Annotated in this window: 18 protein-coding genes; 11 read left to right on the top strand and 7 right to left on the bottom strand. The window is 68.6% G+C overall.

The window, feature by feature from the left end:
• Positions 1-62: 62 nt before the first annotated feature.
• Both rhaI and BLW00_RS05080 read right to left on the bottom strand, forming a co-directional pair.
• Positions 63-1,229 (bottom strand): L-rhamnose isomerase, encoded by a 1,167-nt coding sequence (gene rhaI / locus BLW00_RS05085; protein WP_092550058.1) that lies wholly within the window; start codon positions 1,227-1,229, stop codon positions 63-65.
• Positions 1,230-1,268: 39 nt separating this feature from the next.
• Complete coding sequence (locus BLW00_RS05080; RefSeq protein ID WP_092550055.1) at positions 1,269-1,616, bottom strand: L-rhamnose mutarotase; 348 nt, start codon at positions 1,614-1,616, stop codon at positions 1,269-1,271.
• Between the two features lie 170 nt (positions 1,617-1,786).
• Here BLW00_RS05080 and BLW00_RS05075 point away from each other — a divergent pair, with 170 nt between their 5' ends.
• Genes BLW00_RS05075 through BLW00_RS05060 form a run of 4 tightly spaced genes read left to right on the top strand, consistent with a single transcriptional unit; the run spans position 1,787 to position 6,319 of the window.
• Positions 1,787-2,797: a LacI family DNA-binding transcriptional regulator gene (locus BLW00_RS05075; RefSeq protein ID WP_092550052.1), complete on the top strand. Its 1,011-nt coding sequence runs from the start codon at positions 1,787-1,789 to the stop codon at positions 2,795-2,797.
• A gap of 59 nt (positions 2,798-2,856) precedes the next feature.
• Positions 2,857-4,539, top strand: coding sequence for a circularly permuted type 2 ATP-grasp protein (locus BLW00_RS05070; RefSeq protein WP_092550049.1), 1,683 nt, complete (start codon positions 2,857-2,859; stop codon positions 4,537-4,539).
• A 5-nt stretch (positions 4,540-4,544) separates the two neighbouring features.
• Positions 4,545-5,477 carry an alpha-E domain-containing protein gene (locus BLW00_RS05065; protein ID WP_092552001.1) on the top strand — a complete coding sequence of 311 codons (933 nt, stop codon included), beginning with the start codon at positions 4,545-4,547 and terminating at the stop codon, positions 5,475-5,477.
• Complete coding sequence (locus BLW00_RS05060; RefSeq protein ID WP_092550046.1) at positions 5,474-6,319, top strand: transglutaminase family protein; 846 nt, start codon at positions 5,474-5,476, stop codon at positions 6,317-6,319. The genes BLW00_RS05065 and BLW00_RS05060 overlap by 4 nt, the downstream gene beginning before the upstream one ends.
• Positions 6,320-6,383: 64 nt before the next feature.
• Here the strand turns inward: BLW00_RS05060 and BLW00_RS05055 are convergent, their stop codons facing one another.
• A complete protein-coding gene (locus BLW00_RS05055; protein ID WP_092550043.1) occupies positions 6,384-7,445 on the bottom strand; it encodes a cell wall-binding repeat-containing protein in 1,062 nt (353 codons plus the stop codon).
• Positions 7,446-7,611: 166 nt separating this feature from the next.
• Here BLW00_RS05055 and BLW00_RS05050 point away from each other — a divergent pair, with 166 nt between their 5' ends.
• Entirely contained in the window at positions 7,612-8,505 is an 894-nt protein-coding gene (locus tag BLW00_RS05050) for an alpha/beta hydrolase (protein ID WP_092550040.1), read from the top strand.
• Positions 8,506-9,825 carry an alpha/beta hydrolase-fold protein gene (locus BLW00_RS05045; protein ID WP_092550037.1) on the top strand — a complete coding sequence of 440 codons (1,320 nt, stop codon included), beginning with the start codon at positions 8,506-8,508 and terminating at the stop codon, positions 9,823-9,825. It begins immediately after the preceding gene.
• Positions 9,826-9,897: 72 nt separating this feature from the next.
• Here the strand turns inward: BLW00_RS05045 and BLW00_RS05040 are convergent, their stop codons facing one another.
• Positions 9,898-12,429, bottom strand: coding sequence for a glycoside hydrolase family 65 protein (locus BLW00_RS05040; protein WP_092550034.1), 2,532 nt, complete (start codon positions 12,427-12,429; stop codon positions 9,898-9,900).
• Between the two features lie 85 nt (positions 12,430-12,514).
• A complete protein-coding gene (locus BLW00_RS05035; RefSeq protein WP_092550031.1) occupies positions 12,515-13,261 on the bottom strand; it encodes an HAD family hydrolase in 747 nt (248 codons plus the stop codon).
• Positions 13,262-13,465: 204 nt separating this feature from the next.
• Here BLW00_RS05035 and BLW00_RS05030 point away from each other — a divergent pair, with 204 nt between their 5' ends.
• The 3 genes from BLW00_RS05030 to BLW00_RS05020 are packed head-to-tail and all read left to right on the top strand — an operon-like array spanning position 13,466 to position 15,340.
• Positions 13,466-13,771 carry an EthD family reductase gene (locus BLW00_RS05030; RefSeq protein WP_092550028.1) on the top strand — a complete coding sequence of 102 codons (306 nt, stop codon included), beginning with the start codon at positions 13,466-13,468 and terminating at the stop codon, positions 13,769-13,771.
• A gap of 37 nt (positions 13,772-13,808) precedes the next feature.
• Positions 13,809-14,858: a lipoate--protein ligase family protein gene (locus tag BLW00_RS05025; protein WP_092551998.1), complete on the top strand. Its 1,050-nt coding sequence runs from the start codon at positions 13,809-13,811 to the stop codon at positions 14,856-14,858.
• Positions 14,855-15,340 (top strand): heme-binding protein, encoded by a 486-nt coding sequence (locus BLW00_RS05020; RefSeq protein WP_092550025.1) that lies wholly within the window; start codon positions 14,855-14,857, stop codon positions 15,338-15,340. Before BLW00_RS05025 ends, BLW00_RS05020 begins: the two co-directional genes overlap by 4 nt.
• A gap of 38 nt (positions 15,341-15,378) precedes the next feature.
• On the opposite strand, the gene BLW00_RS05015 is transcribed toward BLW00_RS05020, so the two are convergent.
• Entirely contained in the window at positions 15,379-17,100 is a 1,722-nt protein-coding gene (locus BLW00_RS05015; protein WP_092550022.1) for an ABC-F family ATP-binding cassette domain-containing protein, read from the bottom strand.
• Positions 17,101-17,209: 109 nt separating this feature from the next.
• A complete protein-coding gene (locus BLW00_RS05010; protein WP_092550019.1) occupies positions 17,210-17,494 on the bottom strand; it encodes a GNAT family N-acetyltransferase in 285 nt (94 codons plus the stop codon).
• A gap of 48 nt (positions 17,495-17,542) precedes the next feature.
• Here BLW00_RS05010 and BLW00_RS05005 point away from each other — a divergent pair, with 48 nt between their 5' ends.
• Together BLW00_RS05005 and BLW00_RS05000 are read left to right on the top strand one after the other, a co-directional pair.
• Positions 17,543-18,469: a DNA-methyltransferase gene (locus tag BLW00_RS05005; RefSeq protein WP_407650948.1), complete on the top strand. Its 927-nt coding sequence runs from the start codon at positions 17,543-17,545 to the stop codon at positions 18,467-18,469.
• A gap of 104 nt (positions 18,470-18,573) precedes the next feature.
• Complete coding sequence (locus BLW00_RS05000; protein WP_092550016.1) at positions 18,574-21,339, top strand: helix-turn-helix transcriptional regulator; 2,766 nt, start codon at positions 18,574-18,576, stop codon at positions 21,337-21,339.
• Positions 21,340-21,461: the final 122 nt, after the last annotated feature.

The following is a 21,461-nucleotide window of genomic DNA, read 5'->3' as shown; positions in this document are numbered from 1 at the left end:
TTGCGGCCCGGGACACCCACCACCAGGGGTCCCGGGCCGCAAACCTGCCGAGGGGAGCGCGGTTACGCGCCCCAGCTCGCCTGAGCGCCGCCGACGCGCTCGGCCACGATCTGCTCCTGGTAGCCGGATGCCTTGAACGCGGCGATCGGGTCGCCCGGCAGTCCGCGCGACTCGCGCCAGGAAGCCAGCGACGGCCGCACATCGGTGTAGAAGGCGTCCATCAGGATGCCGTTGGCGCCGAGCACGTCGTTCTCGTTCTGCGCCGCGAGGAGCGCCGCGCGGTCGACGAGCAACGCGCGCGCCGTCATCTCCTGCACGTTGAGCACCGAGCGCATCTGGCCCACGATCTTCTCCTCGACGTTGTGGCACTGGTCGAGCATGAACGCCACCGGCGAGTCGACCGCGTAGCCGCCGCCGCGCACCACTTCGAAGAGGATGCGGAACAGCTGGAACGGATCGGCCGCCCCCACGATGAGGTCGTCGTCGGCGTAGAAGCGCGAGTTGAAGTCGAAGGAGCCGAGCTTTCCGAGGCGCAGCAGTTGCGCCACGATGAACTCGATGTTGGTTCCGGGCGCGTGGTGCCCGGTGTCGAGGCACACGAAGGCGCGGTCGCCGAGCGCCGAGACGTGGGCGTAGGAGGTACCCCAGTCCGGGACATCCGTGTGGTAAAACGCCGGCTCGAAGAACTTGTACTCGAGCACGAGCCGCTGCGATTCCCCGAGAGCGTCGTAGATCGTCGAGAGCGACTCGGCCAGCCAGTCCTGACGCGAACGGATGTCGCCCTGACCGGGGTAGTTCGTGCCGTCGGCGAGCCAGATCTTGAGATCCTGCGAGCCGGTGAGGTGCATGATGTCGATGCACTCGAGGTGGTGGTCGATCGCCTTCTGGCGGGTCGCCTTGTCGCTCGAGGTGAGTGAGCCGAACTTGTAGGCCTCGTCTTGGAAGGTGTTCGAGTTCACGGTGCCGAGGTCGACACCGAGGTCGTTGGCGTAGGAGCGCAGCGCCGAGTAGTTCTCGACCTTGTCCCACGGGATGTGCAGGGCGACCTTCGGTGCGAGGCCGGTGTACTTGTTGACCTGGGCCGCATCTGCGATCTTCTCTTCGGGCGTGCGGGGCGTGCCCGGGGTGCCGAAGACCTTGAAGCGGGTGCCCGAGTTGCCGAACGCCCAGGAAGGCAGCTCGATCGCTTGACGCTCGAGCTCGGACGCGATGTCGCTGAACTGCACCATGGGAATTCTCTTTCGTGGTGGGGGTGGGTTGTCGGATGGTCAGGCGAGCTGGTCTTCGAGGTGGAACACCTCGGTCAGCTGGAGGAATCCGGTGTCGGGTGCTCCGTCGAGATCGACGAAGAACTCGCTCATCTCGGCCTGCCAGCGGGCGTTCACCTCTGTGGCGGCCATGCGAGCCTGCGCATCCTCGAGGGATGCGGTCTCGAAGTACCCGATCAACAGTCCGTCGTCGCGCAGGAAGAGGGAGTAGTTGTTCCAGCCCGACTCTTTCAAAGCGGTGGCCATCTCGGGCCAGATCGCGGCGTGGCGGGCCGTGTACTCGGCGATCCGCTCGCGTCTCACCTGGAGCTGGAAGCAGACTCGCTGCGTCGGACCGGTGATCGGCATTGATCTGACCTGCGTTTCCTGTCGTGTATTGAATCGTTTTACCGATGGCCCACTCAGACTAGGACACCAATGATCGGCCCGTCAATCCCGATTTCGCGCTATTGTCGTGAAACGTTCGAATCGGCTGGTGATCGCGGCGCTCCGCACTCAACGGCCACGGTGAGGTGAGTATGGCAACAGCCAACGTCCGCGACGTCGCAGCGCTCGCCGGGGTCTCCGTGGGCACCGTCTCCAACGTGCTCAACCAGTCCAAGCCCGTCGCGCCCGACACCGCGAAGCGTGTGCTCGACGCCATCGACAAACTCGGCTTCATCCGCAACGACGCCGCGCGCCAGCTGAGGGTCGGCCAGAGTCGCACCGTCGGCATCATGGTGCTGGATGTCAGCAACCCCTTCTTCACCGACATCGCTCGGGGCGTCGAGGACACGCTGACGACCTTCAACCGCTCGCTCATCCTCGGCAACAGTGGCGAGAGCGCCAGCCGCGAGTTGAGTTATCTCGACCTGTTCGAGGAGCAGCGCGTGGCGGGGCTCCTCATCACGCCGGTGGGCAATGTGCTCACCCGACTCGAGCGCTTGCGCGAGCGCGGCTCACCCGTCGTTCTGGTCGACCGCCACGAGAACGCCCGCAGCTTCAGCTCGGTCTCGGTCGACGACTACCGAGGCGGACAGATCGCCGCCGAGCACCTCCTCGAGGTCGGCCGCACCCGGATCGCCTTCGTCGGCGGCCCGCGCGCTGTGCTGCAGGTCGCGCAACGCTCCGGCGGGGCGCAGGATGCGATTCGCGAGCACGGAGCCGTGCCCCTGCGCATCCTCGAACTCGACTCGATGCGAGCCGATGCCGGCCGGGTGGGCGCCGAGCAGTTGCTCGCGCTGCCGCCGGCCGAGCGGCCTGATGCGGTGTTCGCTGCCAACGACCTGATCGCGCTCGGGGTGTTGCAAGCCCTCACGCACGCCGGCGCGCGGGTGCCTGACGACATCGCGATCATCGGCTATGACGACATCTATTTCGCCGCGAACGCCGCCATCCCGATCTCCTCGATCCGCCAGCCGGCTTGGGAGATGGGGCGCACGGCCACCGAGCTGCTGATGGCCGAGATCGATGCGCCCCGGAGCACCGACTTCCGGCACGTGGTGTTCCAGCCCGAGCTGATCGTGCGGGAGTCGACCTCGCGGCCATAGGGCATTCGCGCCATACTCCGGAAACACCGCCGCAACACCACCACAGTAGGCTCGCACGCATGGTTGACCTGTTCGACGGCTACGGCGCCACCCTCCTGCCGAGAACACGGCGCGGCGCCGCCTCTCCGTGGGACGAGATGTTCCCCGAACCGAAGTCGCACGACCCGGTGGATGCGCGAGCCGCCTACAAAGACATCTACAACGCGCTCGCCAAGATGACCCAGGAGGAGCTGCGAGGGCGCACGGATGCGCTCGCGAGCTCCTACCTCGCCCAGGGTGTCACCTTCGACTTCGCCGGCGAGGAGCGCCCCTTTCCGCTCGACGCCGTGCCGCGCGTGATCGCGCAGAGCGAGTGGGTCGACGTCGAGGCCGGCATCAAGCAGCGCGTGCGGGCACTCGAAGCCTTCCTCGCCGACATCTACGGGTCGCAGGCCGCCGTGCGTGACGGCGTCATCCCGGCCGGACTCATCAGCTCGTCGAACCACTTCCACCGCGAGGCGGCGGGCATCGTGTCGCCGAACAACGTGCGCATCCAGGTCTCCGGGATCGACCTCATCCGCGACGAGAAGGGCGCCTGGCGGGTGCTCGAAGACAACGTGCGTGTGCCGTCGGGCGTCTCGTACGTCATCTCGAACCGCCGCGTGATGGCGCAGACGCTGCCCGAGCTCTTCGTCTCGATGCGGGTGCGGCCGGTGGGTGACTACCCGAACAAGCTCCTGCAGGCGCTGCGCGCATCCGCTCCCTCCGGGGTCGACGACCCCACCGTGGTCGTGCTGACGCCCGGCGTCTACAACTCGGCCTACTTCGAGCACACCCTGCTGGCGCGCCTGATGGGCGTCGAACTCGTGGAGGGGCGCGACCTGTTCTGCTCGGGCGGGCGGGTGTGGATGCGCACCACGGCCGGTCCGACCCGCGTCGACGTGATCTATCGCCGGGTCGACGACGAGTTCATCGACCCCCTGCAGTTCCGGGCCGACTCGATGCTCGGCTCCCCCGGGCTGCTACTCGCCGCGCGTCTCGGCAACGTCACCATCGCGAACGCGGTGGGCAACGGGGTCGCCGACGACAAGCTCGTCTACACCTATCTGCCCGACCTCATCCGCTACTACCTGGGCGAGGACGCGATCATCCCGAACGTCGACACCTGGCGGCTCGAAGACCCGGGAGCGCTCGAAGAGGTGCTCGACCGGCTCGACGAACTCGTCGTGAAGCCAGTCGACGGCTCCGGCGGTAAGGGCCTCGTGGTGGGGCCGGATGCGTCGCCGAAGGAGCTCGAGACCCTGCGAGCCCGGCTGATCGACGACCCACGTGGCTGGATCGCGCAACCCGTGGTGCAGCTCTCCACCATTCCGACCCTCGTCGAAGACGGGATGCGCCCGCGGCACGCCGACCTGCGCCCCTTCGCCGTGAACGACGGCAGCGACATCTGGGTGCTTCCGGGCGGACTCACGCGAGTGGCGCTCCCCGAGGGCCAGCTCGTGGTGAACAGCTCGCAGGGCGGCGGGTCGAAGGACACCTGGGTGGTGGGGCAGGATCCGCTGTCGTCGTCGACCGACGGGCACAACATCCAAGGGCTCGTCGCCGAGCAGGCGGCGAACACGCAGTCGGTCGCGATCGTGGGGCACCAGCCCGACCACTCGCCGGAAGACCGGCCGCGCAATCAGGATCAGGCGCAGCAGCAGCAGCAGTCGCTGGCGCATCCCTCGACCGCATCCGGAGCAGATCACGGAGAGGGGGAGTGATGGCCATGCTCTCGCGCATCGCGGAATCGCTCTTCTGGATCGGCCGCTACATCGAGCGCTCCGACGGTACCGCCCGCATCCTCGACGTGCACCTGCAGCTGCTGCTCGAAGACCCGTGGATCGAGGAGAACCTGGCCTGCCGGTCGCTCCTCTCGGTGATGGGCAGCGACGTGCCCGATGACAGCCGCTCGCTCACCCGCGCCGACGTGCTGGCGACGCTGGCCGTCGACCGCACGCATCCCGCGTCGATCGCCTACTCGCTCGGGGCCGCCCGCGAGAACGCGCGGCGGGCGCGCGAGATCGTGTCGACCGAGCTCTGGGAGTGCCTCAACACGACCCGCGCCCGGATGCCGCGCCGGGTCGCTGCCGAGAAGACCCACGAGTTCTTCGGCTGGGTGCGCGACCGCTCGGCGCTCGCGGTGGGGATCATGGAATCCTCGGCCAGCCGCGACGAGGCTTGGCACTTCTTCACGCTCGGCCGCTCCATCGAGCGCGCCGACATGACCGCGCGCCTGCTCGCGACCCGCTCGCTCACCGAGGCGTCGGGCCCGTCGTGGACGACGATCCTCCGTTCCTGTGGTGCCTACGAGGCCTACCTGCGCACCTACCGCGGCGTGCCGTCGGCCCGTAATGCGGCGGAGTTCCTGCTGCTCGACCGCCTCTTCCCGCGCTCGATCCTCTACTCGGTCACCCGCGCGGAGCAGTGCCTGCGCGATCTCGCGCCCCGCAACGAGCGGGTGGGCACCTCCGACAGCGCGCAACGACTGCTGGGGCAGATCCGCTCGCAACTGGAGTACCGCCCGATCACCGACATCCTGCAAGAACTGCCCCGTCACATGGACGGCGTGCAGGAAGCGACCAGTGCGGCCTCGGAGGCCGTGCGGCAGCGCTACTTCCCCACGAACTCGGCTCCGAGCTGGATCGGAGAGAGCGCATGAACCGGTTGCGCATCAGGCACGTCACGGGGTATCGCTACGAAGGCGAGGTGCAGGCCTCCTACAACGAGGCGCGGATGCTCCCCGTCTCGTCGGAGGGCCAGTTCGTGCTGCACTCCTCGCTCGACATCGCGCCGGTCTCCTCCTCGCACAACTACGTCGACTACTGGGGCACCCGGGTGTCGTCGTTCGAGGTGCTGACGCCGCACAAGGAGCTCTCGCTCACGGCCACCTCCCTCGTGGAGGTGCGGAACCGCGCGCATACGCCGCACACGGTCGACTGGTCGCTGCTGGCGGATGCCGCGGCTACCTCGACGACCTACGTGGAGCAGAACAAGCAGACGAAGCTGACCGAGCCGTCTCCCGACCTCGCGGCGCTTGCCGCAGAGATCGCCGCCAAGCACTCGTCTCCCTGCGATGCCGCCCTCGAGATCTGCGCCGAGATCGGTCGCCAGGTCGAATATGTGCAGGGCGTCACGGGAGTGCAGTCGACCTCGCGCGAGGCCTGGCTCGACAAGCGCGGTGTCTGTCAGGACATCACGCACATCGCGATCGGCGCCCTGCGTTCGGTCGGAATCCCGGCGCGCTACGTGTCGGGCTACCTGCACCCGAAACCCGACGCCGAGATCGGCGAGACCATCGCCGGCGAGTCCCACGCCTGGGTGGAGTGGTTCTGCGGCGACTGGCGTGGCTTCGACCCCACGAACTCGATCGACATCGGGGAGCGCCACGTCATCGTCGGCCGCGGTCGCGACTACAACGACGTGGCGCCCCTCCGGGGTGTCTATGCCGGCCCGTTCGGTTCGCAGCTCTTCGTGACCGTGGAGATCACCCGCGAATCCTGAGCTCCGCCGGCGGCGGGGTCGGCCCGGCCGGCCGCACCGTTCCTCCGCGGCCGGCCCGGTCGCCTCACCGCAGGTAGGCCCTCAGCTTCTCCAGAGTGGCGTCGGAGACGGAGGCCGTTCCGCCGAGCACCACGATCCGGCGTGGCCGCAGGCGGTCGAGTTCGACGCCCACCGCGGTGGGGATGCTGTCGGTCGTGACGAGCAGCATCGGCCCGGCGTTCGCGATCGCGGCGGCTCCGCCGGAGAGCGCGTCGGCGAAGGCGGTGCCCGACGCCACGTAGACCGTGGGAACTCCCGGAGGGAAAGCGCCGGCGGAGACGGCCGCCGAGACCGCGTAGCGGTCGGCGCCGTCGATGCGAGTGGTGGTGCCCATCGTGCGGAGCTCCGAGATCACCGAATCGGCGACGGAGCTCAGTCCGCCCAGCACGACGATCTTCGCGGGAGCGAGTCGGCGGAGTTCGTCGGCGACGAGAACCGGGATGGCATCCGGGCGCACCAGCAGCACCGGGCCACCGAGCCGGCCGGCCGCTGCCGACGCGGACAGTGCATCCGGATACGCGGTGCCCGACGCCACGTAGGCGACGGGTCGATGCGAACCGAAGACGCTCGCCGACACCTTCGCCGAGACCGCGAAGCGGTCGGCGCCGCCGATTCGATCGACCCGGCCTGAGAAGGCCCGCAGTGCGGTCTCGACCTCGGGTGCGATCGTGGCCGTTCCGCCGAGGACGACGATGCGCTGCGGTTTGAGCCGCCGCAACTCCGTCGCCACCGGGGTCGGAATCGCATCCGGTTGCGTGAGCAGCACGACCCCGCCTTCGGCGCCCGCCGCGGCGGAGGCGGAGAGCGCGTCGGAGAAGACCTCCCCCGACGCGACGTAGGCCACCGGCACCCCCGGTTCGAAGCTGTGTGCCGAGACCGCGGCGGAAACGGCATAGCGGTCGGCGCCCCCGATGCGTTCCACGAACGGATCGGGCACCACGGCCGGGCCATGGTCGCGATGACCGGATGGAGGTGGAGGCGCCGCCTGGGCTGAGGCCGCCGTGCCGGCGACCAGGCCTCCGGCGGCGATCAGGGTGGCGACGAAGCCGGACAGGAGACGGTGGGAATATCTGAGTGAACTTTTCATGAGGTGAGGATAAATCGTGTTCCGGCGCCGAATGTCGGGTGCCCGGCATCTGTGGAGAGTGGGCCCGCAACCGCGGCCTGTGGACAACTCGTTCAGCGCATCCGGAACCTGTTCTGGGGGTGCTCGGCGCCCCTGATCCGTCGATGGCCGCGTGCAACAATGACGTATGTCGCAGGAGCCCACGGCCGCCCATTTCACCGCCCGGTTCACCGACGAGGTGGGTGTGGAGATCACCTATTACGGCTGGACCGTCCCGTCTCCGAAAGCCGTGGTGCAGATCTCCCACGGCGTCGGCGAGCACGCCCGTCGCTACGACGCACTCGCGCACGACCTCAACGCCGCGGGCTACAGCGTCTACGCCGCCGATCAGCGCGGCCACGGCGCCACCGGCCTGGCCCAGCACGGGAACGACCGCTCTCAGCTCGGTCACCTCGGCAAGGGCGGCCTGCGAGCCACGGTCGACGACATCCGTCAGCTCGGCATCCAGATCGCGCGCGAGCATCCCGACGTGCCGCTGATCCTGCTGGGCCACAGCTGGGGCAGCCTGATGGTGCAGAAGCTCGTGAACACGCCCGCGCTGAGTCACTACGCCGGCATCGTGCTCACGGGAACGGCGTACCGGATGCCCGGCCACATGGACGGCGGAGATCTCACCCGCAAACACCGCCCGGCGCGCGGCGGGGGCAACGGCTTCGAGTGGCTCAGCCGCGACGTCGCCGCGCAGGAACGCGCCGCCGGCGACGAGCTGATGTTCCCGGCCGAGGTGGCCAAGCTGTTCGGTGTCGTCGACGCGCTGCGCCTGTTCGGCCGCCCCGCCAAACGGCTGAGTGCCGACGTGCCGCTGCTCATCATGGTGGGCACCGACGACACCCTCGGCGGCGAACGCAGTGCGCAGAAACTCCGCGACGCCTACCGCACGCGCTCGAAGCTGAGAGACGTGCAGCTGATCGTGTACCAGGATGCGCGCCACGAGGTCTTCAACGAGACCAACCGCGACGAGGTGGTGGGCGATCTCGTGGAATGGCTCGACCGCCGTTTCAGCGCTCCGGAGGAGAAGTAGATGGACGCGATCCTCGGCATCGACATCATCAAGGGGCCCCTGATCTGGGTCATCTTCGCCCTGAGCGCGGCCGCGTTCGTCTACCTCCTCGTGCGCCCGCCGCGCATCCGCTGGGTGCTCACGGCGCTCATCGGCCTGCTCGGCGGCGCCCTCATCGCCTTCGCCACGATCGCCATCGTCGAAGCCCTCGACCTCTTCGGGGTTCCGCTCACCGTGCAGACGGATGCCTGGATCGTCGCCACCTTCGCCGCCATCGGTCTCGCCGTGGTGAACCTCTGGCGCTCGCGGTGGTGGCGCAAAGTCATCGCCGTCGTGGGGATCGTGCTGTTCGCGGCATCCGGAACCCTCGGAATCAACGCCTACTTCGGCCTGAACCCCACGATCGCGGCCCTTCTCGGCATCACCATCGAGAACCCGATCGACATCGACAACAAGCCGAACCCCACACCGACCGGCAGTCCCGACCCCGACACCGCGAGCAAGCCGCTCTACGAGACCTGGACCCCGCCCGCCGACATGCCGACCACGAGCAAGACCGGAACGCAGGCCATCCCGGCGACCGCATCCGGGTTCTCGAGCCGGCCGGCGGGCATCTACCTGCCGCCCGCCGCGCAGGTGCCGAACGCTCCCGAGCTGCCGCTCGTCATCCTCATGATGGGTCAGCCGGGCAACCCCGACGTGCAGTACATCGCCACCGTGCTCGACGAGTACGCAGCGAAGAACAAGGGGCTCGCGCCGATCGTCATCGTGGCCGACCAGCTCGGCGACCCCGACCTCGACCCGGTGTGCTCCGACACCGCGAAGCTCGGCAATGCCGAGACCTTCATCACGCAGGACGTTCCCGCGTGGGCGCGTGCGAACTTGCGGATCGACCAGGACCCGGCGCACTGGGTGATCGCGGGCTACTCCAACGGCGGCGGATGCGCGTTCAAGTACGGCGCGAAGTACCCCGAGCTCTGGGGCAACGTGCTCGACATCTCCGGTGAGGAGTACCCGGGGTCGGAAGAGCCCGACCAGGTGATCGCGAACCTGTTCGGCGGCGACGCCGCGGCCTTCGAGGCGCAGAAGCCCGAGGCCATTCTGAAGTCGGGCGAGCACAAGTACCCCGACACCACCGCCATCTTCACGGTGGGCGGCAACGACCCCACGTTCATTCCCGAGGCGCAGGGAGCCTCGGATGCCGCGAAGGCGGCCGGGTGGAACACCACCTACTATGTCATCCCGGGCGCCGGCCACGTGGTGGACGCCCTCGAGGGCGGCTTCGAGAAGGGCTTCGAGGTGCTCTACCCCCGCCTGGGTCTCTCGGCCCCGCCGGGGTGACTAGTTTTTGTGCAAATACGGAGGACCGACGCCCTATACGGGGTCGGTCCTCCGTATTTGCACAAAAACTTGCTAGTCCATGCCCACCAGAGCGTCGGGCTCGTCGTGCTCGGCCACGATCGTGGGCATCGAGGCCGTGATGACCGAACCGTCAGCGCGCACCGTGCCCTCGATGTCGGAGGTGGTGGGTGCTCCCTCGATGGTGGGGCGGTCGTCGGCCAGCGTGACCGTGACCGGTGCGCCGGGGCCGACCTCCACTCGCTCGCCGCGCACGTAGACCACCACCGGGCCGCCCTTCTCGATCGTGAAGGTCATGCGGTCCTGCCGGAGGTCGACCTCGATCAGCGAGCCCTTGATGCAGACGTGGAAGACGAGCGAGTCCCACTCTTCCGGCAGCCGCGGGTCGAAGGTGAACTTGCCGAGGTAGTCGCGCATGCCGCCGAACCCGAAGGCGAGCGCGCTCCACACCCCGCCGGTGGAGGCCACGTGGATGCCGTCGGCCGTGTTGTTGTGCAGGTCGCCGAGGTCGACGAACAGCGCCGCCCGGAAGTAACCGAGCGCGAGCTCGCGGTAGCCCACTTCGGCCGCGATGATGGATTGCGTCGAGGCGGAGAGGGTCGAGTCGCCCGTGGTGAGCGCGTCGTAGTACTCGAAGTCGGCGCGCTTCTCCTCGGTGGTGAACTCGTCGCCCTGCAAGAAGAGGGCGAGCACCACGTCGGCCTGCTTGATCACCTGGAAGCGGTAGATCACCAGCGGGTGGAAGTGCAGAAGCAACGGGCGCTTCGAGGCGGGCGTGTTCTCGAGGTCCCACAGCTCCTTCTCGAGGAACTGCGAGTCCTGCGGGTGGATGCCGAGATCCTCGTCGAAGAGCACGTGCATCGCCTCGGCGGCCGTGGCCCACTCGAGGATCTCGTCTTCCTGCAGGTCGAGTCGCTTCACCATCCGCTCGTAGGCGGACGGATCGGTCTGCTTCATCTTGCGCGTCTGCCGCACGGCGGCGCGGAGGTTCGCCCGCGCCATCACGTTGGTGAAGAGGTTGTCGTTGACGACGGTCGTGTACTCATCCGGACCGGTGACACCGTGGATGTGGAAGGTCTCACCCTCGGCGCCGTGCCCGCGCCAGAAGCCGAGGTCGGCCCACATCCGCGCCGTCTCGACCAGGATGTCGATGGCGCCGCGGTAGAGGAAGTCCTCGTCGCCGGTGGCCGCGACGTACTGCGAGAGGGCATGGGAGATGTCGGCGTCGATGTGGTACTGCGCCGTGCCGGCCGCGTAGTAGGCCGACGACTCGAGCCCGTTGATGGTGCGCCACGGGAAGAGCGCGCCGCGCTGGTTGAGCTCGACGGCGCGCTCGCGGGCGGCGTCGAGCATCCCTTCCCGGAACCGCAGTGCGTTCCGCGCCACCTGGGGCGAGGTGTAGGTGAGGAAGGGGAGCACGTAGATCTCCGTGTCCCAGAAGTAGTGGCCGCCGTAGCCCGATCCGGAGACACCCTTCGCGGCGATGCCGCCACCGTCGGTGCGTGCGGTCGCCTGCGCCAGCTGGAACAGGTTCCACCGGATGGCCTGCTGCACGTCGGGCTCGCCGGCCACCACGATGTCGGCGCGCTCCCAGAAGTCGTCGAGCCACTCGCGCTGGCGCTGGAAGACCTCCTCGATGGGGGTCTCGCGGATGCGGTCGAGCGTGCGGTTCGCGCGATCGGCGAGCTCGGTCGTGGGCACCGTGGAGGAGGTGTGGTAGGCGATGGTCTTCACCAGACGGATGCGCTGCCCCGCCTTCGCGTGCACGCGGTAGACCTGCTTCGCGATGTCGTCGTCGATCTGGGCCGACTCGTCCCAGTCGTTCTCGGTCTCGAGGTGGTGCTCGGCGCCGACCGCGATGGTCATGCCCGAGTTCGCGGTGCGGTAACCCAACACGTAGCGGCCTTCGTGCACCCACTTGAAGCGCGGCAGCAGCACGCGCTCGCCGAAGCCGTTGGCTTTGCGCGGGTCGGCGATCGGGGCTCCCGAACTGCCGCCGTTCGAGACGGGGGCGGCCGCGAATTCGTCGACGCGGTCCTGGCGGTTGAGGATCTGGCTCGAGATGAGCACCGAGGCCTCGGAGTCGAGCATCGTGACCTCGTAGTCGATCACGGCGAGGTGCCGGTCGGTGAAGCTCACGAGACGGCGCGAACGGATGAGCACCCGCTTGCCCGACGGTGTGCGCCACTCCACCACGCGCTCGAGCACGCCGGTGCGGAAGTCGAGGCGACGGGAGTACTCGATCGTGTCGGCGTCGGCCACCACGAAGGGCTCGTCGTCGACGTAGAGACGGATGACGCGGGCATCCGGAGCGTTCACGATGGTCTGGCCCACGCGCGCGAACCCGTAGGCCTCCTCGGCGTGCCGGATGGTCCAGGTATCGTGGAAGCCGTTGATGAAGGTGCCCTCGGCGTAGGCCTTGTGGCCCTCCTCGAAGTTGCCGCGCATGCCGAGGTAGCCGTTGCCCACGGCGAACAGCGTCTCGGTGCGCCCCTGGGTCGCGGTGTGGAACTCCGCTTCGGTGAGGGCCCATTCGTCGAGCGGGAACTGGGAACGGTCGAGCGGATCGGAGGCGATCGGATTCATCTGGGTTCTCTCGAAGAAGGCAAGGGGTCGATCGATGCTAGCGAAGGCTCGCGGCGGTGACGAGGGGCGGGTCGGATGGGGTGCGTCAGCGAAGGGCGGGGACGAGTTCGTCGAGGTCGTTCACGACGATGTCGGCGCCGGAGTCGAGCAGCTCCTGGGCGCCCACTCCGCGGTCGACTCCGACGACGAGGCCGAAGGCTCCGTCGCGGCCGGCTTGTACGCCCGAGTGCGCGTCTTCGACGACGACGCACTCCTCCGGGGTGAAGCCGAGCAGCTCGGCGGCGCGCTGGTAGGTGTCGGGCGCGGGTTTGCCGGGCAGGTGCTCGGCCGCGGCGACCTCGCCGTCGACGATCACGTCGAAGCGGTCGCGGATGCCGGCCGCCTCGAGCACGGGCACCGCGTTGCGGGAGCTCGACACCACGGCGACCTCGTAGCCCGCGTCGAGCGCTGCGGTGAGGAACTCGAGCGATCCGGGGTAGGCGGCCACCCCGTGCTCCACCAGCTCGGCCTCGAACTCGCCGTTCTTCTGGTTGCCGAGGCCCCAGACGGTGGGCGTGCCGGGTGGGTCGGTCGGGCTGCCTTCGGGAAGGCTCAGTCCGCGGGCGGCGAGCATGGTGCGCACACCGTCGACCCGCGGCTTGCCGTCGATGGAGAGGAAGTAGTCGTCGTCGGTGTAGGCGGGAACACCGTGCTCCGCGAGGTAGGGCGCGAACAGTCGCGCCCAAGCGCGACGGTGCACGTCGACGGTGGGCGTGAGCACCCCGTCGAGGTCGAAGAGGATCGCGCGGGCCGTGGTGAGCCGGCTCGCGTCGCGGGTGACGGTGGAGGTCATGCCCCTACGTTAACCGCTCGGCGTGAACGTGATGTCAACGCCGTGTTTCGATCGGGGACTCGATGATGGCCAGAGCGGCGGGCCGTCAGGTCTTCATGGTGACACGGAGCCCGGTGGTGGCACGATCGTGGTGACGAATGCATGTGACCGGCACCGTCGACTCCACCGAACCGAGATCAGGAATTCACAGGAAGGATGTCACCCATGCCGACGAAGATCACCCTCATCATCGACAACCGGTCCGACGCCGCCGCATTCGAAAGCGACTACGCCGGAATCACGGCCCTCGCGCACGAGCTCCCCGGGCTGCGACGCGTCGAATCGGCCAAGGTCTGGCCGAAGGAAGACGGCACGCCCACCCCGGCGCATCGCACGCTCGACCTCTATTTCGACAGCTACGAGGATGCTTCAGCCGCGGTCGCGACGCCCCAGGCCGGACAAGTGTTCCAGCGACTCGGCGGAACCGGCACGACCTTCATGGGCCTGTTCTCCGACATCGAGGAGGGCTGACGGTCGTAGGCTTGACGGGTTCGACGAGAGGATGCAGATGCACGGTGAATACAAGGTGCCCGGCGGCAAGCTCGTCGTGGTCGACCTCGACGACATCGAGGGTCGCATCCAGAATTTCCGGCTCGCCGGCGACTTCTTCCTCGAACCGGATGACGCGCTCCCGCTGATCGAGCAGGCCGTGAACGGTCTGGCCTCCGACAGCGACGCGGCCACGATCGCGGCGGCGATCCAAGCCGCGCTGCCGGAGGGCGCCGTGCTGCTCGGGTTCTCGCCCGAGGCAGTGGCGGTCGCCATCCGCCGCTCCCTCGCCAAGGCCACGAGCTGGAACGACTACGACTGGCAGCTGATCCACTCCGGCTCGGAGAGCCCCCAGATGCAGCTGGCGCTCGACGAGGTGCTGGCCGCCGAGGTGGGCGAGGGGCGCCGCAAGCCCACGCTGCGCATCTGGGAGTGGAACGAACCGGCCGTGGTGATCGGCAGCTTCCAGTCGGTGAAGAACGAGGTCGACCTCGACAACGCCGCCAAGTACGGCTTCGAGGTGGTGCGCCGCATCTCGGGCGGGGGCGCGATGTTCATGGACGCCAATTCCGTCGTCACCTACTCCATCTACGCCCCGGCCGCGCTCGTGCAGGGCATGAGCTTCGCCGACTCCTACGCCTTCCTCGACGAGTGGGTGATCACGGCGCTGAAGTCGCTCGGCATCGAAGCCGTCTACCAGCCGCTCAACGACATCTCCTCGGCGAAGGGCAAGATCGGCGGCGCCGCGCAGAAGCGCCTCGGCAACGGCGCCGTGCTCCATCACGCCACCATGAGCTACGACATGGACGGCGAGAAGATGGTGCAGGTGCTCCGGATCGGCCGCGAGAAGATGAGCGATAAGGGCACCAAGTCGGCCGCCAAGCGCGTCGATCCGCTGCGCAGCCAGACCGGTCTCTCCCGAGCCGAGATCATCGACCGGCTGATTGCAACGTTCACCGCGCTCTACGGGGCGACCCCGTCGGAGATCACTCCCGAGGAGCGCGCGGCGGCGGAGCAGCTCGTGATCTCGAAGTTCAGCACCCCCGAGTGGATAGGACGAGTTCCGTGAGCACAACCCTCCCCGAATTCACCGTGGCCGGCCTCGAAGCCGTGCCGAGTCTCGATCTGCCGTCGTTCGGCAACGACGACGCCTACGAGCTGGGCACGATCGCAGGAGGCCTCATCCGGGATCGTGGCCTGAACCTGGCGGTCGACGTCGTGCTGAACGACGACCTGGTGTTCCGCGCGAAGCTCGGCAGCACCGGGCCGGGCAATGATCCGTGGCTCACCGGGAAGGCCGCGGTTGCCCGCTACTTCGGGGTGCCGTCGCTGCTGGTGCGTCGTCGCCACGAGGCGGCGGGCACCAGCTTCGCCGACATCGCCGATCCGAACATCGACCACGCGGTCATGAAGCCCTACGGCGGCTCCATCCCGATCTTCGCCGACGGCGTGCCCGTGGGCACCATCACCACCTCGGGCGAGGCCGACGTCATCGACCATCAGGTTGCGGCGGATGCGGTGGCCGCGTTCGTGGAGCGCCGCGCCTCCTGACCGTCCCGCCTCGGGCGGACCATCGGATGCCGCCGGGCTCAGCGCACCCTCTGCACCCGCGACTCCGTCCACACCGGTTCGGGTGACTCGTACACCTCACCCGACGCCCCGAACACCAGGTGGCGGTCGAAGCCGCGCGCGAACCAGCGGTCGTGTGTGACGGCGATCACCGTTCCCTCGAACTCGCCGAGCGCCTCCTCGAGGGCCTCCGCCGACACGAGGTCGAGGTTGTCGGTGGGCTCGTCGAGCAGCAGCAGGGTCGCGCCGGCGAGTTCGAGCAGCAGGATCTGCAGGCGCGCCTGCTGACCCCCCGAGAGCGACTCGAAGCGCTGCTCGGCGGCGAGGGCCAGCCCGTATCGCCCGAGGGCGCGGCTCGCCTCCTCGCGCGCCATACCGGCCCGGCCGTCGTCGCCGCGGTGAAGGATGTCGAGCAGGGTGCGACCAGTGAGTTCCGGATGCTGATGGGTCTGCGCGAACCAGCCGGGCCGGATGCGCGCGCCGAGCCGGGCGTTGCCGGTGTGGGCGACGGGATCCAGGCGCGCCCCTCCGTCGACCGCAGCCCCGAACGGTCCGAGGGTGGCCGGATCGGGATCGCTGCCGCCGGCCGCGAGCAGACGGAGGAAGTGCGATTTGCCCGATCCGTTCGATCCGAGCACCGAGACGCGGTCGCCGAACCAGATCTCGAGATCGAACGGCGCCATCAGGCCCGTGAGCTCGAGCTGCTCGCACATGACGGCCCGACGCCCGGTGCGGCCGCCGCCCAGCCGCATGCTCACCTTCTGGTCGCGCGGACGCTCCTCGGGAGGGCCGGCCGCCTCGAACTTGGCCAGCCGGGTCTGGGCGGCCCGATAGCGCGAGGCCATGTCGTCGTTGTACTTGGCCTGCTGACCGAGTCGCACCACGAGGGCCTTGAGTTTCAGGTGATCCTCGTCCCAGCGCCGGCGGAGCTCGTCGAGCCGTTCCAACCGTTCGGTGCGGGCCTCGTGGTAGTTCGCGAAACTGCCGCCGTGTGTCCAGGTCGAGTTGCCGACGGCACCGACCTCGAGGGTCACGATGCGGGTGGCGGCGCGAGCGAGCAGCTCCCGGTCGTGCGAGACCAGCAGCACCGTCTTCGCGCTCGCACGCAGGGCCTCTTCGAGCCAGCGCTTGGCGGGAACGTCGAGGTAGTTGTCGGGCTCATCGAGCAGCAGTACGCCCTCCGGCCCCCGGAACAGCGCTTCGAGCACGAGCCGTTTCTGCTCGCCGCCGGAGAGCGATCCCACGTCGCGGTTGCGGGCGCGCTCGTAAGGCAGGCCGAGGGCGGCCTGGCAACAGGTGTCCCACACCACCTCGTGCTCGTAGCCGCCGGTGTCCGCGTAGTCGGCGATCGCGGCGGCGTAGGCCATCTGCGTTCGCTCGACGTCGTTCTCGATCACTGCGTCCTCGGCCCGTTCGAGAGCGAGAGCGGCGTCGCGGATGCGCGCGGGTGCGACAGAGACGAGCAGGTCGTGCACGGTGCCGGGCGCATCCGTCCCGCCCACGCCGCCGGTTCCGTGACCGACGAACTGGTCCATCACGCCCAGTCCGCCGTCGATCGACACCACGCCGGAGTCGGCCGCGAGCTCGCCCCGGATGATGCGCAGCAGCGTCGACTTGCCGGCGCCGTTCGCGCCGATGAGCGCAGCCGTGCTGCCCTCGCCCACCCGGAACGACACCCCGTCGAGCAGGGGGCGGCCGTCGGCAAGGGTGTACCGGATGTCGGAGACGTTGATGTGGGCCATGGCTCTTCCGATCGGCGGCCGAGGCGCATGATCCGCGTCGGCGCTCACCGATGGCGAGCCGACCAGCCTAAGCGGGGGCGCGACCGGGCGCAAGCGCGCGGTCGGTCGCTCAGCCTCGGTCGACGAGCTCCTGGTAGTCGGGGTGGCCGTCGATCCACTGCGAGACGAAGGTGCATTGCGGCACCACCGCGAGGTCGCCCGTGCGCACGTCGTCGAGCGCGTACTGCACGAGCTGGCCGGCGACCCCGTTGTTCCGTCGACGCGGATCGACCTCGGTGCGGGTGAAGACGATCGACCGGCCGACGATGCGGTAGTCGGTGAACCCCACCAACTCGTCGTCGAGAGTGATGGTGTAGCGGTTCTGCGTCTGTTCGTTGCGGATCTCGGTGCTCATGGTGCCCCGAGAATACGCCCGCCACCTTCGGACTGCCACAATTGCAAGGTGCCCGTCGCCGAATCCCCCCTCGCCTCCTTCGACGACGGCGCGCGGGGCGAAGGGCTGGTCTACCAAGCCGACAACCTCGCCGTTCTGCCCGCCTTCGCCGACGCATCCTTCACCGTCATCTATCTCGACCCGCCGTTCAACACCGGCCGGCAGCAGACCCGCCGGTCGACCACGGCGACCCGGGTCGTGCCCGAACCCGAGCCCGTCGACGCGGATGCGCGGGCCGACCCGGATGCGGCGCGCCCGCCCGGCCGCATCACCGGTTTCAAGGGGCAGGCCTACGACCGCATCAAGGGCGATCTGCTGAGCTACGACGACCGCTTCGACGACTACTGGGAGTTCCTCGAACCCCGCATCGTAGAGGCCTGGCGCCTGCTCGCCGACGACGGAACCCTCTACCTGCACCTCGACTACCGTGAGGCGCACTACGCGAAGGTGCTGCTCGACGCGCTGTTCGGGCGCGAGAGCTTCTTGAACGAGATCATCTGGGCCTACGACTACGGCGCCAAGTCGAAGAACCGCTGGCCCACGAAGCACGACACGATCCTCGTCTACGTGAAGAACCCGGCCGCCTACTACTTCGACTCGACGACGGTCGACCGGGAACCCTACATGGCGCCCGGGCTGGTGACGCCCGAGAAGGCGGCGACGGGCAAGCTGCCGACGGATGTCTGGTGGCACACGATCGTCTCACCCACCGGCCGCGAGAAGACGGGCTATCCCACGCAGAAGCCGGAGGGCATCCTGCGGCGCATCGTGCAGGCGTCCAGCCGCGAGGGCGACTGGGTGCTCGACTTCTTCGCCGGCAGCGGCACCACGGGGGCGGTTGCGGCGGCGCTCGGCCGCAACTACGTGCTGGTCGACCAGAGCCCCGATGCGATGGAGGTCATCCGGCGGCGTCTGCCGGGCGCGCGATACCTCTAGGAGATTTCGTCCGCGACGTCGGTGACAGCATTTCACCCACGTGGTCATTGCTGGCGCGGTCCTGCGGTCATTAGAATGCCGTATCCGCGTGCTAGGTGGCTGTGATGGATGCGCAGAGCGCAGAGTACTCCGACCGACTCTTCGGCCGTGATCGCGAACGTTCTCTGCTCACGACATTCGTGACGAGAGCACTCGATGAGGGGGGCGCTCACCTTCTTCTCGGAGAAGCCGGCGTGGGCAAGTCTCGTCTCCTCAGACTGTGCGCCGAGCGTGCCACTGAGCTGCAGGCCCGTGTGCTCCGGGCGTGGGGAGTGCAGTACGAGGCTGATCTGGGTTTCAGCACCCTGCACCAACTGCTCCACCCGGTGCTCGCCTTGAACGACCGCTTGCCTGCGTCGTCGTCCGCCGCCCTTCGATCCGCGCTCGGAATGGGCAGCGACGGTGATGAGAAGACCGCGCCTCTGGCGGTCTATCACGCGGCGCTCGCCTTGCTGGAACGCGCGGCGCGCGACGAGCCGGTGCTGCTCGTCGTGGATGATCTGCATTGGGTGGATGCCTCGAGCGCGGCCGCCCTGGCGTTCATCGCGCGTCGCCTCGAGGGCAAGCGGATCGCCCTGGTGGGCTCGGTGCGGCTCGGGGAGCCGTCGTCGTTCGATGGCTCCGACCTGGAATCGCTTCTGGTCAGTCCGCTGACGCCGCCCGATGCCGATGAGCTGGTGCGCGCGCGGAACCCAGGATTGTCGGCGCAATCCCGGAAACGACTGGTCCGTCTGTCTGCGGGGTATCCGCTGGCCCTGGTCGAGTGGGCGGGCGACGAGCGCGTTCTGCCGATCGGCACGGAGGAGGACACCTTGCCCCTTCCGCGACGAATCGAAGCCTCCTTCGCCGCGCGGATCGGGGCTCTGTCATCGACAGCGCGCACCGCGTTGCTGACCCTTGCGCTCGACGGACGCACCGAACTTCGCGCCCTCACGGACACAGGGCTCACCCTCGACGATCTGGCGCCCGGCGAAGACGCCGGCGCCATCGTGATCGATGAGAGGGCAGGCGTGGTCGACTTCCGCCATCCGCTGTTCCGGTCCGCTCTTGTGGATTCGACATCCAGCGCCGAGCGTCGGGCGATCCACAAGCGAATCGCCGACCGGTCTGCGGGGGATTCGGATCGACGCGTGTGGCACCTGGCCAGCGCAGCCAGCCAGCCCGACGAGAGCATCGCACGCCTGCTGCACGACCTCGCGCATCGCTCGTTCGCGCGAGGAGACGTGCACGGTGCTGCCATGGCGATCACGCGGTCCGCAGCCCTCACTCCGCGGGATGAGGATCGAGCACCGCGGCTCGCTGAGGCGGCATTCTTGCGGTCGGAGATCGCCGGGGAATTCCGTGGGGTCGAACGACTCCTCGCGGATGCCCCCGACGGCTTCGGCCGAGGACCGGGTTCGCTCTACGCCGTGGTCGCCCGCGCGCAGGTCGCCGTCAACGGCGAAGGGAGTTATCGCGTCGAGATCAAACTCATCGAAGACGCGGTGCGGGGCGGCACGCACGGGTGGCGTGCGGACGACGAGGAACTCATGGCGGCATTCCGAACCTGGTTGCTGTTGTGTTCCTATGCAGGCGACACCGATCTGTGGGAATCGTACTTCGATGCCCTCGACCGATTGACCCCGGAGGTGCCGGCGCTGCGGCTCACCGAGAGCCTGGCGGTCGGCGACGCGATCCGGCGCGGTGGGGAGGCGCACGAAGCCATCGTCGCCCTGTCCGAAACGCCGATCGCCGATTCCGACCCGGCCCTGGCCATGTCGATGATCTTCACCTCCCTCTATCTCGATCTCATCGAGCTGTGGCGAGGACCGGCCTGGCGTCTCGTCGAGACCGGGCGCACCGGCGGACCGCCGCGCCCCTACGTGCGCGCGCTCGCTCACCTCGCCATCAACGATTTCCTTCACGGCAGGTGGGGCCAGGCCCAAGAGCTGGCGGACGAGGGCGCACGCGTCTGCGAGCAAGAGGGCTTCGCGAACGGCGACTGGTACTTCTCCTACCTGCAGTCGCTCCTTGCCGCCGGGCGGGGAGACACCGAGACTGCCCGGGCTCACGCCGACGACGTCGACGCATCCTGTGAACCGCGTCATAGCTGGGGGGCGCAGAGATTCTCCTACCAGCCCCGCACCCTGGCCGCGGTCGCCGATGGCGAATGGGACACGGCCTACCGACTCGCCTGCCGGTTGAGCGCGCCCGGGGAGTTTCCGCGTTTCGTCCCCCCGGCGATGTGGGTCGCATTCGATCTGGTGGAGGCAGCTGTGCACACCGGCCGGATCGACGAGGCCCGACGCCACGCCACCGCGATGGTCGACGCCGGCCTGGCCCGGGTCTCGGACCGGATGGCCCTGCTCACCGCGGGAGCGGTAGCGCTCACCGACGACCAGCCGGCCTGGCGCGACTCGTTCGAGCGGGCGCTCGAGACGCCGGATGCGCAGGCCTGGCCATTCGACGTCGCCCGGATCCAACTGGCCTACGGTGAGCGGCTCCGGCGGGCCGTCGACACCAGTCGTGCGCGCGAGGTGCTGCACGATTCCCTGGAGAGGTTCGAGCGGCTCGGCGCCGTGCCCTGGGTACGGCGGGCGGCCACCGAGCTGCGCGCGGCCGGGGATGCGCGGTTCCGCACGGCGGGGGCCTACCTGGAGATGCCCGATCTGACAGCGCAGGAGTTGGTCATCGCTGAGATGGCGGCCAGCGGGATGACGAACAAGGAGATCGGAAGCCGCCTGTTTCTCTCACCGCGCACCGTGAGCGGGCATCTCTACAACGCGTTCCCCAAGTTGGGAATCACGAGCCGCGCCGGTCTGCGCGACGCTCTGGCCTCCCGGATCGGATGACGGGTCCGACGGCTCAGACCGGGGCCACGCCCGAAGGAGATCGAAAACCGAGTCAGATGTCCGAGGCGTGCCGGATGCCCCTCGTGCTGTGCTGATTCCGGCCCCTGAAGGTGACGGGTGAC

Origin of the sequence: Herbiconiux ginsengi (genome assembly GCF_900107435.1) — a bacterium.
Classification (GTDB): Bacteria; Actinomycetota; Actinomycetes; order Actinomycetales; family Microbacteriaceae; genus Herbiconiux; species Herbiconiux ginsengi.
This window is presented reverse-complemented; position numbering and strand designations above follow the sequence as displayed.

Coding starts and splice junctions, on each gene's coding strand:
- BLW00_RS05035 (WP_092550031.1), bottom strand. CDS start 13,261: ATGACCTCCACCGTCACCCGCGACGCGAGCCGGCTCACCACGGCCCGC.
- BLW00_RS05045 (WP_092550037.1), top strand. CDS start 8,506: ATGGACGCGATCCTCGGCATCGACATCATCAAGGGGCCCCTGATCTGG.
- BLW00_RS05070 (WP_092550049.1), top strand. CDS start 2,857: ATGGTTGACCTGTTCGACGGCTACGGCGCCACCCTCCTGCCGAGAACA.
- BLW00_RS05055 (WP_092550043.1), bottom strand. CDS start 7,445: ATGAAAAGTTCACTCAGATATTCCCACCGTCTCCTGTCCGGCTTCGTC.
- BLW00_RS05075 (WP_092550052.1), top strand. CDS start 1,787: ATGGCAACAGCCAACGTCCGCGACGTCGCAGCGCTCGCCGGGGTCTCC.
- BLW00_RS05060 (WP_092550046.1), top strand. CDS start 5,474: ATGAACCGGTTGCGCATCAGGCACGTCACGGGGTATCGCTACGAAGGC.
- BLW00_RS05015 (WP_092550022.1), bottom strand. CDS start 17,100: ATGGCCCACATCAACGTCTCCGACATCCGGTACACCCTTGCCGACGGC.
- BLW00_RS05030 (WP_092550028.1), top strand. CDS start 13,466: ATGCCGACGAAGATCACCCTCATCATCGACAACCGGTCCGACGCCGCC.
- BLW00_RS05025 (WP_092551998.1), top strand. CDS start 13,809: ATGCACGGTGAATACAAGGTGCCCGGCGGCAAGCTCGTCGTGGTCGAC.
- BLW00_RS05010 (WP_092550019.1), bottom strand. CDS start 17,494: ATGAGCACCGAGATCCGCAACGAACAGACGCAGAACCGCTACACCATC.
- BLW00_RS05000 (WP_092550016.1), top strand. CDS start 18,574: ATGGATGCGCAGAGCGCAGAGTACTCCGACCGACTCTTCGGCCGTGAT.
- rhaI (WP_092550058.1), bottom strand. CDS start 1,229: ATGGTGCAGTTCAGCGACATCGCGTCCGAGCTCGAGCGTCAAGCGATC.
- BLW00_RS05080 (WP_092550055.1), bottom strand. CDS start 1,616: ATGCCGATCACCGGTCCGACGCAGCGAGTCTGCTTCCAGCTCCAGGTG.
- BLW00_RS05040 (WP_092550034.1), bottom strand. CDS start 12,429: ATGAATCCGATCGCCTCCGATCCGCTCGACCGTTCCCAGTTCCCGCTC.
- BLW00_RS05050 (WP_092550040.1), top strand. CDS start 7,612: ATGTCGCAGGAGCCCACGGCCGCCCATTTCACCGCCCGGTTCACCGAC.
- BLW00_RS05065 (WP_092552001.1), top strand. CDS start 4,545: ATGCTCTCGCGCATCGCGGAATCGCTCTTCTGGATCGGCCGCTACATC.